12 protein-coding genes are annotated in these 15,597 nt (G+C 62.8%); 11 read left to right on the forward strand and 1 reads right to left on the reverse strand.

Features of this window, described 5'->3' with window-relative positions; genetic code table 11:
- Positions 1-93 precede the first annotated feature (93 nt).
- From FIV09_RS08305 to FIV09_RS08340, 8 genes are all read left to right on the forward strand, one after another.
- Entirely contained in the window at positions 94-663 is a 570-nt protein-coding gene (locus FIV09_RS08305) for a cupin domain-containing protein (RefSeq protein ID WP_152449546.1), read from the forward strand.
- A 93-nt stretch (positions 664-756) separates the two neighbouring features.
- A complete protein-coding gene (locus FIV09_RS08310) occupies positions 757-1,713 on the forward strand; it encodes a TAXI family TRAP transporter solute-binding subunit (protein WP_152449547.1) in 957 nt (318 codons plus the stop codon).
- 168 nt (positions 1,714-1,881) lie between these two features.
- A complete protein-coding gene (locus FIV09_RS08315; protein WP_152449548.1) occupies positions 1,882-4,641 on the forward strand; it encodes a TRAP transporter permease in 2,760 nt (919 codons plus the stop codon).
- 13 nt (positions 4,642-4,654) lie between these two features.
- Positions 4,655-5,080 carry a universal stress protein gene (locus FIV09_RS08320; RefSeq protein ID WP_152449549.1) on the forward strand — a complete coding sequence of 142 codons (426 nt, stop codon included), beginning with the start codon at positions 4,655-4,657 and terminating at the stop codon, positions 5,078-5,080.
- Between the two features lie 66 nt (positions 5,081-5,146).
- On the forward strand, positions 5,147-6,115 hold the full coding sequence (locus FIV09_RS08325; protein WP_152449550.1) for a carbon-nitrogen hydrolase family protein: 969 nt from the start codon (positions 5,147-5,149) through the stop codon (positions 6,113-6,115).
- 52 nt (positions 6,116-6,167) lie between these two features.
- Entirely contained in the window at positions 6,168-8,918 is a 2,751-nt protein-coding gene (locus FIV09_RS08330) for an aminotransferase class I/II-fold pyridoxal phosphate-dependent enzyme (RefSeq protein WP_152449551.1), read from the forward strand.
- Positions 8,919-8,934: 16 nt separating this feature from the next.
- Complete coding sequence (locus tag FIV09_RS08335; protein WP_152449552.1) at positions 8,935-10,389, forward strand: biotin carboxylase; 1,455 nt, start codon at positions 8,935-8,937, stop codon at positions 10,387-10,389.
- A gap of 3 nt (positions 10,390-10,392) precedes the next feature.
- On the forward strand, positions 10,393-11,388 hold the full coding sequence (locus tag FIV09_RS08340; RefSeq protein WP_152449553.1) for a C45 family autoproteolytic acyltransferase/hydolase: 996 nt from the start codon (positions 10,393-10,395) through the stop codon (positions 11,386-11,388).
- A gap of 76 nt (positions 11,389-11,464) precedes the next feature.
- Here FIV09_RS08340 and FIV09_RS08345 read toward each other — a convergent pair whose 3' ends face one another.
- Positions 11,465-11,998, reverse strand: a complete 534-nt coding sequence (locus FIV09_RS08345) for a MarR family winged helix-turn-helix transcriptional regulator (RefSeq protein ID WP_371417757.1) — start codon at positions 11,996-11,998, stop codon at positions 11,465-11,467.
- 54 nt (positions 11,999-12,052) lie between these two features.
- Here FIV09_RS08345 and hmgA point away from each other — a divergent pair, with 54 nt between their 5' ends.
- The 3 genes from hmgA to FIV09_RS08360 are packed head-to-tail and all read left to right on the forward strand — an operon-like array spanning position 12,053 to position 15,572.
- Positions 12,053-13,384 (forward strand): homogentisate 1,2-dioxygenase, encoded by a 1,332-nt coding sequence (gene hmgA, locus FIV09_RS08350; protein ID WP_371417772.1) that lies wholly within the window; start codon positions 12,053-12,055, stop codon positions 13,382-13,384.
- Positions 13,381-14,625 (forward strand): fumarylacetoacetase, encoded by a 1,245-nt coding sequence (gene fahA, locus FIV09_RS08355; protein ID WP_152449555.1) that lies wholly within the window; start codon positions 13,381-13,383, stop codon positions 14,623-14,625. The genes hmgA and fahA overlap by 4 nt, the downstream gene beginning before the upstream one ends.
- Positions 14,622-15,572, forward strand: coding sequence for an MBL fold metallo-hydrolase (locus FIV09_RS08360; protein WP_152449556.1), 951 nt, complete (start codon positions 14,622-14,624; stop codon positions 15,570-15,572). Before fahA ends, FIV09_RS08360 begins: the two co-directional genes overlap by 4 nt.
- The last annotated feature ends 25 nt before the right edge of the window (positions 15,573-15,597 follow it).

Consider the following 15,597-nt stretch of genomic DNA (forward strand, 5'->3'; position numbering starts at 1 on the left):
AATCCGCTAACGTGGCCTTGCGCAAAACAGGCGTTGACGCCCTCGGTTGTCTGACGCTTAATAAATCAACCAGTTGTTTAAAAAGGGGTTCGGATGGACGTTGGTGGTCGATTGAGGGCAGTGCGGGAGACCCGCAAGCTGTCGCAGCGCGATCTGGCCGCGCGGGCCGGCATGACCAATGGGGCCATCTCGCTCATTGAGCAGAACAAGTCGAGCCCGTCAGTATCCTCGCTCAAGGCGCTTCTCGACGCCATTCCCATGACGATGTCGGAGTTCTTCTCCGAGGTCGAGGGCGCGGAGCCCACGAAATACTTCTACAGTCAAAGCGAATTTGTCGAGCTTTCCCCGCAGGATATGGGCATGGGCGAGACGGCGGCACGGGTGTCGCTGCGCCAGCTCGGCAATACCGCGGATCACAGCCTTCAGGTCCTGCACGAACATTACCCGCCGGGTGCCGATACCGGCCCCGACATGCTGAGCCACCAGGGCGAAGAGGCGGGAATCGTGGTTTCGGGAATCATCAAAATCACTGTCGACGACCAGGAGCGGGTGCTCAATCCAGGGGAGGGATACCTCTTCGACAGCCGCTTGCCGCACAGATTTCAGAATATCGGCGATGTTCCATGCGTGATTATCAGCGCCTGCACACCGCCTTCGTTCTGAGATTTGCTTTCTGCTGATTTGGTGCCTAGCCTCATCAGTACCCAAACCCGGCGCACCAGATGTCGGGATTTACGTATCGAATGGGAGATCTCAATGAAGACGATCAGAACTGCTGCTTTCTCGACCATTGCGCTCATGGCCGCCTCGGGCGTGTCGGCGCAGGAATTCATCACCATCGGCACCGGCGGTCAGACCGGCGTCTACTACGTGGTCGGCCAGTCCATCTGCCGCCTCGTGAACCGTGGCACGGACGAGCATGGCCTGCAGTGCACCGCGCCTTCGACCGGTGGTTCGGTCGCGAACATCAACGCGATCAAGGCCGGCGACCAGACCATGGGCGTCGCGCAGTCGGACCAGCAATATTACGGCTATAACGGCGAGCAGAGCTTCGAGGAGCCCATCGAATCGCTCCGCGCGGTCTTCTCCGTGCATCCCGAGCCCTTCACCGTTGTCGCACGCGGCGACTCGGGCATCGAGACCTTCGACGATCTCGCAGGCAAGCGCGTGAACATCGGCAACCCGGGCTCCGGCCAGCGCGCCACGATGGACGTCGTGATGGCCGCCGCCGGCATGTCGGCAGACGATTTCGCCCTCGCCTCCGAGCTGAAGGCGACCGAGCAGGCGCAGGCGCTTTGCGACAACAAGATCGACGCCTTCGTCTATCAGGTCGGCCATCCGAATGGCTCCATCCAGGAAGCGTTCTCGTCCTGTGACGCGCAATTCGTGGAAGTCTCGGGCGATTACATCGACAGCCTGGTCGACTCGAACGCGTTCTACGCAACCGCGACGATCCCGGCCTCGCTCTATGAGGGCATCGAGGAAGACACCCCGACCTTCGGTGTGCGCGCGACCTTCGTGTCCTCGTCGGACGTGTCCGAAGACACCGTCTACACCGTTGTGAAGGCCGTCTTCGACAATTTCGACCGCTTCAAACGCCTGCACCCGGCCTTCGGCAACCTTGCCGAGGACGAGATGATCTCGGCCGGTCTGTCGGCACCGCTGCATGACGGCGCGGCCAAGTACTACCGCGAAATGGGCTGGATGGAGTAATCGCTCCGGCCCGGTCGAACGGGTCCCATACCAAGGGACAGCGCGGCACAGGATGCCGGGCTGTCCACCCCCCGAACATTCGTGAGCCCACGGATGTCCAGAGATTCCAGGTCAGAGCAGCCACACCAAGAATAACGCTGCCGGATCTACCGATAGGGAACAGGGAAAATGAGCGATCAGAAGAACCAGGGCCAGGCGGCCGCGGTCGAGAACCAAGCTGCCGGCAAGGCGGGCCTCAGCCAGGAGGAACTCGACGAGCTGGTCGCCTCCTCCGATGCCGGGGGCCGATCCCCGTCAGGTCCGGTCGGGATACTCATCATGCTGGTCGCGCTGGCATGGTCGCTGTTTCAGCTCTGGATCGCATCGCCGATCCCCTTCATCGTCGGCTGGGGCGTCTTCAACGACACCGAGGCGCGCGCCTTCCACCTCGCATTTGCCTTGTTCCTCGGGTTCATGGCCTATCCGGCCGCCCGCACACCGTTCCAGCTGGGCCTCGGGATACTGGTCCCGCTGATCCTGACGGGGCTCTTCTGGCTCGGCGCCGATGCGGGCACCGGCTGGTGGATCCCGATCGTGGGCCTTGCCATTATCGCGGGTGTCTTTCTCGGCTCGCCCAAAGACCATGTTCCGGTCTGGGAATGGGCCATGGCGATCGCCGGCGCAGGCGCCGCACTCTACATCTTCTTTGCCTATGAGGGCATCGCGTCACGTGTGGGTGCGCCCATCCAGCAGGACCTGATCGTCGGGGCCATCGGCCTGATGCTGCTTCTGGAGGCCACGCGCCGGTCGCTCGGCCCCGCGCTTATGATCGTGGCGACGGTGTTCCTGTGCTACACGTTCCTCGGTCCCTACATGCCGCAGTTGATCGCGCACAGCCAGAAATCGCTGGGCGTCGTCATCAACCACCAATGGATCACCACCGAAGGCGTCTTCGGCATCGCGCTCGGGGTTTCGACCTCCTTCGTGTTCCTGTTCGTGCTGTTCGGCTCGCTCCTCGACAAGGCAGGGGCCGGCAATTACTTCATTCAGGTGGCGTTCTCGCTCATGGGTCACATGCGCGGCGGACCGGCCAAGGCGGCCGTGGTCTCCTCGGCAATGACGGGTCTCATCTCGGGCTCGTCCATCGCGAACGTGGTGACCACCGGCACCTTCACCATCCCGCTGATGAAGAAGGTGGGCTTCAACTCCGAAAAGGCGGGCGCCGTTGAGGTAGCCTCCTCCGTGAACGGCCAGATCATGCCGCCCGTCATGGGGGCCGCGGCCTTCCTGATGGTCGAATATGTGGGCATTCCCTATTTCGACGTGGTCAAGCACGCCTTCCTGCCGGCCGTCATCTCCTACATCGCGCTCGTCTACATCGTGCACCTCGAGGCGATGAAGCAGAACATGCAGGGCCTGCCGCGGGCCTATACGCCGAAGCCCATCGTGCAGCGCCTCATCGGCATCGCCTTCATCGTCGGCCTGATCTGCGCGCTGAGCTTCATCGTCTATTACGGCATGGGCTGGGTCCGCGTCGTCTTCCCCGACACCGCAGGATACATCATCTTCGTCTTCCTGACGCTGGTCTATATCGGCCTGCTCTACGTCGCCTCCAAGGAGGAAATCCCGACGCTGGAGAAAGATAGTGAGGAGCCGCAGACACTGCCGCTGCCCGGTCCGACCGTGCGCTCGGGTCTGCACTTCATCCTGCCGGTCGTGGTGCTCGTCTGGGCGCTGATGGTGGATCGCCTGTCGCCCGGCCTCTCGGCCTTCTGGGCCGCGTCCTACATGATCTTCATCCTGGTCACGCAGCGTCCGCTCATGGCGATCATGCGCGGGCAGGGCGGTCTGGGCGGTGAGGCCCGTGGCGGCTTTGTCGACCTCCTGGACGGTCTCGTGACCGGCGCGCGCAACATGATCGGCATCGGCATCGCCACGGCGACGGCGGGCATCATTGTGGGCGCGGTCAGCCAGACCGGCGTCGGCTCGGCGCTGGCGGACGTGGTCGAGGTGCTCTCGGGCGGCAACATCATGGCCATCCTCGTGCTGACGGCGATCCTGTCGCTGATCCTCGGGATGGGCCTTCCGACCACGGCCAACTACATCGTTGTCTCGGCGCTCCTGGCTCCGATCATCGTCACGCTGGGCCAGCAGAACGGCCTGATCGTGCCGCTGATCGCGGTGCACCTCTTCGTGTTCTACTTCGGGATCATGGCGGATGTGACACCACCCGTGGGCCTTGCCTCCTTCGCGGCCGCTGCCGTGTCGGGCGGCGATCCGATACGCACCGGTGTGGTCGCGTTCTTCTACAGCCTGCGCACCGCGGCGTTGCCCTTCCTCTTCATCTTCAACACCGATCTGTTGCTGATCAATGTGGGGTGGGTTCAGGGCATATTCGTCTTCATAACCGCGACGGTGGCGATGCTCCTCTTTGCGGCGGCAACACAGGGCTGGTTCCTGGCCAAGAACCGCATCTACGAGACGCTGGCGCTCTTGCTCATCGCCTTCACCCTGTTCCGTCCGGGTTTCTGGATGGACATGGTGGCCCCGCCCTTCGAGCGGGTTGCGCCCTCCAATATCGAAGAGGCGGCGATGCAGACGCCCGTGGGCGACAATCTCAGGCTCGAGGTCTCGGGCGTGGACGAGGTCGGCGCGCCGATCACCTTCGTCGCCCTGCTGCCGATCAGCGAAGGCGAGACGGGCGAGGACCGGCTGTTCAACTCGGGTCTCGAATACATCAATGACGGCGACCAGGTCGTCATCGACAACGTGACCTTCGGCAGCCCCGCCGCCGAGGCAGGCTTCGATTGGGACCAGATCGTGGAGGTGGTGCGGATGCCCGTGCCGCAGCCGTCGAAATACTGGATGTTCGTCCCGGCACTCCTGCTTCTGGCGGGCGTCGTGATGATGCAGCGGGGCCGGGCGCGGCGTGCGCCCGCCGCCGCCTGAGGAGGGTAGAGAGATGTTCGACAAGGTGCTTCTTCCGATCGACCTGACCCATCCCGAGAGCTGGCAGAAGGCGCTTCCCGCGGCCCGCAAATGCGCGGGGCCCGATGGCGCGATCCATCTGCTGGGGATCGTGCATGATCTGGGCTCGGCGATGATCGCGAGCTTTCTGCCCGAGGATTTCGAACAGAAGGCAATGGAAACCGTGAAGGCGGACCTCACCGCGCTCGCGGCACGGGAGCTGTCCGATTACCCTTCGGTCGAGGTGCATGTGGCCCACGGTCACATTCCCGAAACCATTCTGCGCATTGCGGGCAATATCGAGGCTGACCTGGTTGTCATGGCCTCGCATCCGCCGCATGAGCTGCAGACGCTGTTGGTCGGATCGAGCGCCGACAAGGTCGTGCGCCATTCCACCATTCCCGTTCTGGTCGTCCGTTAGGGACGGCCTGTCACTGGCCTGCGCGTTCTCCCCCATGCGCGGGCTCCCAAGGAGGCTTTCGCCTATATGACTCCCTTCGCAATCGCCGGCGTGCAGATGCACGTCTCTGCGCTGCATTCCAACGTCGAAGCCATGCGTCACCGGATCGATATCCTGATGGCGCGCTTCCCCTGGACCCAGATGGTGCTGTTCTCGGAGCTCGCACCCTACGGCCCGCTCGACCAATATGCGCAACCCTTCCCGAACGATGCGCTGCAGCAGTTCCAGGAAGACGCGCGGCGCTATGGCATCTGGCTGATCCCCGGCTCCATGTTCGAGAAGATGCCCGACGGGCGGATCTTCAACACCTCGGTGGTGATCAACCCCCAGGGCGAGATCGTGCGCAAATACTCGAAGATGTTCCCGTTCAAACCCTATGAGCAGGGCATTTCCTCGGGCACGGAGTTCTGCGTCTTCGACGTGCCGGATGTGGGCCGGTTCGGCCTGTCCATCTGCTATGACATCTGGTTCCCGGAAACAACGCGCCAGCTGACATCCCAGGGCGTCGAGGTGCTGCTGCACCCGGTTCTCACCGGCACGACCGACCGCGAGGCCGAGATCTCCATCGCCAAGGCCACGGCGGCGCAGTTCCAGTGCTACGTGATCGACGTGAACGGCCTGGGTGCGGGCGGCGTGGGCCGCTCGCTGGTGGTCGATCCCTCGGCTACGGTGCTGCACCAATCCGCAGGCCAGGAGGACATGTTCCCCATCGAGGTCGATCTCGACATCGTGCGCCGCCAGCGTGAAACCGGCCTCAAGGGGCTGGGTCAGGTGCTGAAAAGCTTCCGCGACCGCGAGGCCGACTTCTCGGTCTATGACCGCGCAAGCGGGGTGGACAGCTATCTCAACACGCTGGGCCCCTTGCAGACACCGCAGCAGGGATCGCGCGCGGGCGTCGATATGGCGGACCCGCGCAGCGCATTGTCCCAGGATCGCATCGGCCATGTCGAGGCCGTCGCAGCACCTGTCTTCAAGGGACGCTCTGGCACACACTGAACCATTAGGCACGCATGGCGACCGGGACGCACCCGGGCACTGGAGGATCAAGATGAACGTACAGAAACCTGGAACGGATCTCCCGTCTTTCAGCGACTATTACAGCGCCACGCAATTGCGGGCGGATCGATGGTCGGCGTTGCGTGAATGTGCCGAATCCCTGCAGGTCCACGGGATCGAGGGCCGGCAGGGCAAAAGACTGATGGAATCGGCGCGGGCGCTTCTCGACGCGCTTGCGCCGATCGAAAAATACTGGGCCTTTCCAGGCTCGCACAGCTTCGAGCATCTGCGCCGGATGCTCGAAAGCAGGAATATCGACGATCTGGTCATCTCCGTGCGCCGGGTCGCGCGCGCGCTCACCTCGGGCGCGTATCGCCGCCGGTCCATCCCGCTGTCGAGCGAGGAGATCGACAACGAGGATTTCGAGGATGAAAGTGCGCTGGCGCCCGAAGATCGGGCCCTGGGGCGGCCTTATTTCGAGGTCCTGATCGTCGACAATGTCAACGATCAGCAGGAACGCTTCCTGCGCAACAACCTGCACCGGATGCGCCGGGCGGAGGACAATTTCATCTACGAGGCGGTGGTCGTGCCGAGCCTCGAAGACGCGCTGATGGGCATCCTGTTCAATCACAACGTGCAGGCGGTGATCGTCCGGCCGGGTCTGACGCTCAAGTCGAAGAACGATCTGCCGATCATTCAGCAATACCTCAACCATCTGAACCAGTCCGAAGACATGGACGCGATCCAGCCGCATGAATACGGCCCCGAGGCCTGCCGTCTGATCGCGAAGGTGCGTCCCGAGCTTGACGCCTATCTGATCACCGACCGCTCGGCGGAAGATATCGCGGGCATGGATTTGGGCCGCTGCCGCCGGGTCTTCTACAACCAGGAAGACTTTCTCGAGCTGCACCTCAACATCCTGCGGGGCGTGAACCGGCGCTACAAGACGCCGTTCTTCACCGCGCTCAAGGAATATTCCAAGCAGCCCACGGGCGTCTTCCACGCCATGCCGATCAGCCGCGGCAAGTCGATCTCGCGCAGCCACTGGATCCAGGACATGGGCGCCTTCTACGGGCCGAACATCTTCCTCGCTGAGACCTCGGCCACCTCGGGCGGGCTCGACAGCCTGCTGGAGCCGAAAGGCCCGATCAAGGAAGCGCAGGACATGGCCGCGCGGGCCTTCGGGTCCAAACAGACCTTCTTTGCCACGAACGGCACCTCGACCTGCAACAAGATCGTGGTGCAGGCACTGATCCGGCCGGGTGATATCGTGCTGGTGGACCGCGACTGCCACAAGTCGCACCATTACGGCATGGTGCTGGCGGGGGCCAATGTCTGCTACATGGACAGCTATCCGCTGCACCAATACTCGATGTATGGCGCGGTTCCGATCAACGAAATCAAGCACACGCTCCTGCAGATGAAGGCGGCGGGCAAGCTCGACCGGGTGCGCATGGTGCTTCTGACCAACTGCACCTTCGACGGGCTGGTCTACAATGTCGAGCGCGTGATGGAGGAATGCCTCGCCATCAAGCCCGACCTTGTCTTCCTGTGGGACGAGGCGTGGTTTGCCTTTGCGCGGTTCGGACCGACCTACCGCCAGCGCACGGCGATGGATGTGGCCAACCGTCTGCGCCTGAAGCTGCGCGATCCCAAGCATATCGAAGCCTACGAGGCCCAGCAGGCGGAGCTGAAGGACGCCACGGACGAGACGCTTCTGAAAACGCGGCTCTTGCTGCCGCCCGATGCGCGCATCCGGGCCTATGCGACGCAATCGACGCACAAGACGCTGACCTCGCTGCGTCAGGGCTCGATGATCCACGTCAACGACATGGACTTCAAAGGCGAGGTCGAGCAGGCATTCCACGAAGCCTACATGACGCATACCTCGACAAGTCCGAACTACCAGATCATCGCCTCGCTCGATGTGGGGCGCCGGCAGGTCGAGCTTGAGGGTTTCGAGTTCGTGCAGCGCCAGATCGAAAGCGCCATGGCGATCCGCCGGGCGGTGGCCACGCATCCGCTTTTGTCCAAATATTTCAAGGTGCTGACCCCGGCTGACATGATCCCAGAGGAATATCGCGAAAGCGGTGTCACGAGCTATTTCGACGCCAAGGATGGCTGGTCCGACAAGTCCGAGATCTGGGCGATGGACGAGTTCGTGCTCGATCCCACTCGCGTTACGCTGGCCGTGGGCGGCACCGGCTGGGACGGCGACACCTTCAAGACGAAGGTGCTCATGGACAAGTACGGCATCCAGATCAACAAGACCTCGCGCAATTCCGTGCTGTTCATGACCAATATCGGCACAACGCGGTCGTCTGTGGCCTATCTGATCGAGGTTCTGGTGGAGATCGCGGGCGATCTCGACGAGCTTTTGGATGATGCCTCCAAGATGGAGCGTCGCTCCTTTGAGAAGCGGGTGACGAACCTGATCGAGCACGTTCCGCCGCTGCCCGATTTCTCGCGGTTCCACGATGCGTTCCGGTCGGGCAAGGAGACCCGCGAGGGCGATATCCGCTCGGCCTTCTTCCTCGCCTACGAGGAGGAGAATTGCGACTACCTCGATCTCGACGACGCGCTGATGAAGCGGCTCGAGGACGGTGAGGAGCTGGTCTCCGCCTCCTTCATCATCCCCTATCCGCCGGGTTTCCCGATCCTGGTGCCGGGGCAGGTGATGTCGCCCGAAATCCTGCATTTCATGCGCGCCCTCGACGTGAGCGAGATCCACGGCTACCGCCCGGATCTGGGCTTGCGGGTATTTACCCCCAAGGCTCTGAAGAGCCTCAAGAAAAAATCGTGACAGAGAGGACAGATTGATGCCGAAGAAGACGCTGAAGAATATTTCGGAGATCCGGCGGTATTTTCACACCAACAAGGACCCGGTCTATTTCGTCTCCGCCACGAACTTCAACCTTCTGGGCCTCGATGAGTGGACCAAGAACTTCAAGTATATCTGCTACATGGATTGCTTCGATGGTCGGCATCCGAACGTGCTCGTGCCCTCCGAGATGCCCCATGACGAGTTCCAGTCGATCGAGGACATCAACAACTACCTCCTGCAGCACAAGGAAGTGGTGGATTACGTCAAGGCGCGCGGCGGCAAGCCGAAATTCGTCTTCCTCATGTTCGACGAGACCACCGAGAAGCTCGTGAAGGAACTGGGAGGCGAGGTCTGGTTCCCAAAAGCCAAGCTGCGCCAGAACATGGACAACAAGATCGAGACCGTCCGCATTGGCAACAAGGCGGGCGTGCCGTCGGTGCCGAACGCGCTGTCGGAGGTGAAGGATTACGCGCATCTGCGCGAGATCTGCGAAAAGCACGACCTCGGGCATGACCTCGTTCTGCAATCGGCCTTCGGCGATAGCGGCCACACCACGTTCTTCATCAAGTCCGAGGCGGATTTCCGCAAGCACGAGCACGAGATCGTGGGCGAGGGCGAGATCAAGATCATGAAGCGCATCGATTGCCGCGGCTCGGCTATCGAGGGCTGCTGCACCAGCCAAGGCACCATTGTGGGCCCGCTGATGACGGAGCTTGTGGGCTTCAAGGAGCTGACACCCTATCGCGGCGGCTGGTGCGGCAACGAGATCTTCTCGACCGCCTTCGCGCCCAAGGCCCGCCAGCAGGCCCGAGAGCTGACGTTCAAGTTCGGCGAGCAGCTGCGCAAGGAGGGCTATCGCGGCTATTTTGAGCTCGATTTCCTGATCGACAAGAAGACCAACGAAATCTGGCTCGGGGAGCTCAATCCGCGCATCACCGGCGCCTCGTCCATGACGAACCACGCAGCCTTCGCCCATGCGGATGCGCCACTGTTCCTGTTCCACCTGCTGGAATTCTCGAAAAAGCCGTTCCAGCTTGATGTGGATGAGCTGAATGCGCGCTGGTCCGACCCGGACATGATCGACTCCTGGAGCCAGATGGTCATCAAGCACACCGAGGACAACGTGGACATCATCACCGATGCGCCGCAATCGGGCATCTACAAGATGCTGGAGGATGGCAGCGTCGTGTTCGACCGCTTCGACTATCACCGTCGCGCCGTGGAGGACGAGAACGAAGCCTTCTTCCTGCGGATCTCGAACGTGAACGATTACCGCTACGAGGGCGCCGATCTCGGCATCCTCGTGACGCGCGGTCGCTCCATGACGAAGAACTTCCAGCTGACGGAGAAGTCGAAGAACTGGATCAACGGCATCAAGAACGCCTATTCGGCCCGTCCGCTGCCTGCGGCCGAGGCGGAGGTTCCGGATCCGGCCTTCAAGATCATGTAGGCCATGACGCTTACCTTCCGCGCCATCACCGAAGATCAGCCCGGGCCGAAATGGGCCGGGCTGTTCGCCGATTACTGGCCCGCCTACCACAAGTGGTGGGCGCGGGAAGGGCTGCGCTCTCGTCCGACCTATCTCGAAAGCCGCCGTGCGATCCGGACCCATATGCCGGAGATCGCGGATCTCTACGAGGAACTCTGCGAGCTTGCGGGCGGCAGCGATGCCGCGGCCCGCTTCCTGAGCTTCTATTGCCCGCCGCGCTATCTCGCGGGCTGCAGCCAGGCGATCTGGCCCGGCGACGAGCCCCTTCTCGTGCGCAATTACGACTACAACCCCAATGCCTTCGACGCGATCGTGCTGCGGACGCGCTGGCAGGGACGGGGCGTGATCGGAACCTCCGACGGGTTGTTCGGCCTCGTGGACGGGATCAACGATGCGGGCCTTGTCGTGTCGCTGACCTTCGGGGGACGACGCGAAGTGGGGCAGGGCTTCGGCGTGCCGCTCATTCTGCGCTACATCCTGCAGACCTGCACCACGACCGAAGAGGCGGGCGACGTGCTGACGCGCATTCCCTGCCACATGAGCTACAATGTCACCGTACTCGACGAGAAGCGGCACTTTCTGACGGCGTATCTGACCCCGGATCGCCCGACGCTTCTGACTCATGCCGCCGTGGCCACAAACCACCAGGAGCGGGTGGAATGGACCAGTCATGCGCGGTTCACCGCAACCGTGGAGCGCGAACGCTTCCTGCTCCAGCGCCTGACGCTGCATCCAGAGACACAGGCCAAGTTCATTGGCGCCTTCCTGAAGCCGCCGCTTTATTCCACGGCCTTCTCGTCGGGCTTCGGCACGCTTTACACCGCCGCCTACCGGCCCCGGCAGCGCGCGTTGGAGCTGCAATGGCCGGGGCAGGTCTGGCAGAAAAGCTTCGAGAATTTCACCGAGGACACGGTGGGTTTGCGGATGCCGGGCTACACCGCCGCGACACCGGCCATCTGACCCCTCGGATCACGATCCGGCCCGGACCCGCGCGATGGCAGGCTCAGGGCATCATGGTGTTTGCATGTCGCGATAGTTACAAAATCTCATCTGTCTGATCGGCTTTCTCCATCCCGGACAGCCGTTGCAGGCAATCCAGAAGAATCAGGCGCTCCCCTGGGGAGAACCGGGCCAAAAGCTGCGCATTATGCTGCGCGGCGATACCAACAAGGTCGTCGAAGGCGCGCTGACCCGCGGGGCGCAGCCGCAGCGTATCGCGTCTGCGGTCTTGCGGGCTTTCCTCCTTCGCGATGAAGCGCTTGTCTTCCAAGGCACTGACCGCACGAGAGATCTTGGTTTTGTGCATCTTCGACATGCGCGCGATATCACTGGCCGTCATCGCGCCGTAATGCCCCAGATGAAACAGCACCCGCCATTCGGTACGCAGCATGCCGTAGCGGTCGCGGTAGATCTGCGAGAAGGCGATGCTGGTCTCTTCAGCGGCCTGGTTCAGCAGGTAGGGCACGAAATTGTCGAGGCTGAAGCTGCTCATTCCAATCCTCCGCATCGAACCCTTGTTGGTTACAAATGAGACTTTATTCTGACGCGCAAGGCCTGACAATCCAGCCAACAGAATTCAGCTCACAGGGAGCGTTCCATGAACGAGCATGCGCCAGCCAGCGATATGGTACAGGGCACGTCGCCGCTCGCGGCCGGGCAATACATGCCGGGCTTCGGCAACGACTTCGAGACCGAAGCGCTGCCGGGCGCGCTGCCCCAGGGGCGGAACAGCCCGCAGAAGGTGAATTACGGCCTTTACGGCGAACAGCTTTCCGGCACGGCCTTCACAGCGCCCAGCCATCAGAACGAGCGCACCTGGTGCTACCGCATCCGCCCCAGCGTGCGCCATCAGGGCCGATTCCAGCGGATCGATCTGCCTTATTGGAAATCCGCGCCGCATATCCCGCAGGACGTGACCTCGCTTGGTCAATATCGCTGGGATCCGGTGCCGCAAAGCGCGGAGGAGACGACGTGGCTCACCGGCATGCGCACCATGACCACGGCGGGGGATGTGAACACGCAGACCGGCATGGCAAGCCATATCTACCTTGTCACGGAAAGCATGCGGGACGCCTATTTCTATTCCGCCGATGGCGAGCTCTTGGTCGTCCCGCAGGAAGGGCGGCTGCGGTTCGCGACTGAGCTCGGCGTGATCGACGTGGCCCCGCAGGAAATCGCGCTGATCCCGCGTGGGCTGGTCTACCGGGTCGAGGTATTGGAAGGGCCGTGCCGGGGCTTTGTCTGCGAAAACTACGGGCAGAAATTCGAGCTGCCGGGCAGGGGGCCCATCGGCGCCAATTGCATGGCCAACAGGCGTGATTTCAAGACGCCGGTCGCCGCGTTCGAGGATCGCGACGCGCCCTCGACGATCACGGTGAAATGGTGCGGGCAATTCCACCGCTCCGAGATCGGGCATAGCCCGCTCGACGTGGTCGCGTGGCACGGCAATTACGCGCCCTGCAAGTATGATCTGAATGATTACTGCCCCGTGGGCGCGATCCTGTTCGATCACCCCGACCCGTCGATCTACACCGTGCTGACCGCGCCATCGGGTGTGGAGGGCACCGCCAATATCGACTTCGTGCTGTTCCGCGACCGCTGGAATGTCGCGGAGGACACGTTCCGCCCGCCCTGGTACCACCGCAATGTCATGTCCGAGCTGATGGGCAATATCCACGGGCAATACGATGCCAAGCCGCAGGGCTTCGTGCCGGGCGGGATGAGCCTGCACAATTGCATGTTGCCCCATGGGCCGGACCGCGACGCCTTCGAGGGCGCATCGAACGCCGATCTCAAGCCGCAGAAGCTCGAGAACACGATGTCCTTCATGTTCGAGACGCGCTTACCCCAGCACCTGACGGAGTTCGCCGCCAAGGAGGCGCCCTTGCAGGACGATTACGTCGATTGCTGGGACGGGCTTGAGAAGAAGTTCGACGGCACGCCCGGGGTAAAATGACGGGGTTGAAACGCAGTTGGGTTGCCAGTGCCAACACCGCTGAGACGGACTTTCCGCTCAATAACCTGCCCTATGGGGTGTTTTCGACGAATACGCTTGGGGCGCGCTGCGGGGTGGCGATTGGCGATCAGGTACTTGATATGGCGCGGGCAGAAGAGGCGGGCCTGACCGGCACGCAGGATCTTTTGCAGGAGGCGGCCTGGAATCCGGTCATGGCCGCGGGGCCGTCGGTCTGGAGCGCGCTTCGCGCACGGCTCATGGAATTGCTGAAGGAAGGTGCCGAGGAGCGGGAAAAGCTGGAGCCCCTCCTCATGCCCATCGCCGATGCGCAACTGCATATGCCGTTCCGGGTCGCGGAATACACTGATTTCTACGCGGGCAAACAGCATGCGCAGAACGTGGGCACGATGTTCCGGGGCCCGGAAAATGCGCTGCCGCCCAACTGGCTGCACATCCCAATCGGCTATATTGGCCGGGCGTCGACCGTCGTGGTCTCGGGCACCGATATCCGCCGTCCCGTGGGCCAGACCAAGGCCAAGGACGCCGAGGCGCCGGGGTTCGGTCCGAGCCAGCGGCTCGATATCGAGCTGGAGATGGGCGCCATCGTCGGCACGCCCAGCCAGATGGGCCAGCCCGTCACCGTGGCTGAGGCGCGAGAGATGATCTTTGGCTACGTGCTGCTGAACGATTGGTCGGCGCGGGACCTGCAAGCCTGGGAATACCAGCCGCTGGGGCCGTTTCAGGCCAAGGCCTTCGCCACCTCGATCAGCCCATGGATCGTGACGGCAGAGGCGCTCGCGCCCTTCGCGGCGCCCACGCCGCCCCGCGACCTGCCGCTTCTGCCCTACCTGCAGGAGGATGCGCCGGGCCTTTACGATGTCGCACTCGGCGTCGAGATGAACGGCCACGTCATCAGCCGCACCAACATGCGCGAATTGTACTATTCCTCCGCGCAGCAACTGGCGCATCACGCCTCTTCGGGCTGTGCCATGCGCACCGGCGATCTCCTGGGTTCGGGCACGATTTCCGGGCAGGCCCCCGACAGCTACGGCTCGCTTCTGGAGATGAGCTGGGGCGGTCAGACCCCCATCCGCGTGGGCGATGAGACCCGCAGCTTCATCGAGGATGGCGACATACTCACCCTCACGGGCCATGCACGAGGTGACGGCTACCGGGTGGGCTTCGGCGCCTGTTCGGGCCGCATCCTGCCAGCCCCCGATTTTCCAAAGGAGACCATATGAGCAAGTCCTTCGCATCCGCAGGCGACATGGCGGAAAAGACGATCAGCTTCACGGAAGTGGGCGATGGCCTCTGGGCCTTCACCGCCGAGGGCGATCCCAATTCCGGCGTCATCATCGGCGATGACAGCGTGATGATCATCGAAGCGCAGGCCACGCCGCGCCTTGCGGAAAAGGTGATCGAAAAGGTCCGCAGCGTGACCGACAAGCCGATCAGCCACCTGGTTCTCACGCATTACCACGCCGTGCGGGTCCTCGGCGCTTCGGCCTACAACGCGCGCGAGATCATCATGTCGGGCACCGCCCGCGCCATGGTCGCCGAACGCGGGCAGGAGGATTGGGACAGCGAGTTCGACCGCTTCCCGCGCCTCTTCCAGGGCCATGAAAGCATCCCGGGCCTGACATGGCCCACCATCACCTTCAGCGACAGCATGTCGATCTATCTGGGCAAGCGCCGCGTGGACCTGATGAAACTGGGGCGCGCGCATACGGCAGGCGACATCGTCGTGCATGTGCCCGATGCGAACGTGATGTTCACCGGCGATATCGTGGAATACCGCTCAGCCTGCTATTGCGGCGATGGGCATTACCGCGACTGGCCCACGACGCTTGAGCGGATCCGGGCCTTCGATCTCGACGCCATCGCGCCGGGCCGGGGGGATGCGCTGATGGGGCGCGACATGGTCAATGCCGCCCTCGACAGCACTGCGGATTTCGTCACCTCGACCTATGACGCCGTGCGCCGCGTCGCCGCGCGGGGCGGCACATTGCAAGAGGCCATGGCCGAGGTCCGGGCCGCCTGCGATCCCAAATTCGGCGATTACGCCATCTATGAGCATTGCCTGCCCTTCAACGTCGCCCGCGCCTTTGACGAGGCGATGGGCATCGACACGCCGCGCATCTGGACCGCAGAGCGCGACAAGGAGATGTGGGCCGCTTTGCAGAAATAGCAGCATAGAAGGCATGTCTGAGGGC

The organism is Roseivivax sp. THAF197b, assembly GCF_009363255.1.
Lineage (GTDB): Bacteria > Pseudomonadota > Alphaproteobacteria > Rhodobacterales > Rhodobacteraceae > Roseivivax.

Coding starts and splice junctions, on each gene's coding strand:
- FIV09_RS08360 (WP_152449556.1), top strand. CDS start 14,622: ATGAGCAAGTCCTTCGCATCCGCAGGCGACATGGCGGAAAAGACGATC.
- FIV09_RS08320 (WP_152449549.1), top strand. CDS start 4,655: ATGTTCGACAAGGTGCTTCTTCCGATCGACCTGACCCATCCCGAGAGC.
- FIV09_RS08325 (WP_152449550.1), top strand. CDS start 5,147: ATGACTCCCTTCGCAATCGCCGGCGTGCAGATGCACGTCTCTGCGCTG.
- fahA (WP_152449555.1), top strand. CDS start 13,381: ATGACGGGGTTGAAACGCAGTTGGGTTGCCAGTGCCAACACCGCTGAG.
- hmgA (WP_371417772.1), top strand. CDS start 12,053: ATGGTACAGGGCACGTCGCCGCTCGCGGCCGGGCAATACATGCCGGGC.
- FIV09_RS08330 (WP_152449551.1), top strand. CDS start 6,168: ATGAACGTACAGAAACCTGGAACGGATCTCCCGTCTTTCAGCGACTAT.
- FIV09_RS08315 (WP_152449548.1), top strand. CDS start 1,882: ATGAGCGATCAGAAGAACCAGGGCCAGGCGGCCGCGGTCGAGAACCAA.
- FIV09_RS08305 (WP_152449546.1), top strand. CDS start 94: ATGGACGTTGGTGGTCGATTGAGGGCAGTGCGGGAGACCCGCAAGCTG.
- FIV09_RS08335 (WP_152449552.1), top strand. CDS start 8,935: ATGCCGAAGAAGACGCTGAAGAATATTTCGGAGATCCGGCGGTATTTT.
- FIV09_RS08310 (WP_152449547.1), top strand. CDS start 757: ATGAAGACGATCAGAACTGCTGCTTTCTCGACCATTGCGCTCATGGCC.
- FIV09_RS08340 (WP_152449553.1), top strand. CDS start 10,393: ATGACGCTTACCTTCCGCGCCATCACCGAAGATCAGCCCGGGCCGAAA.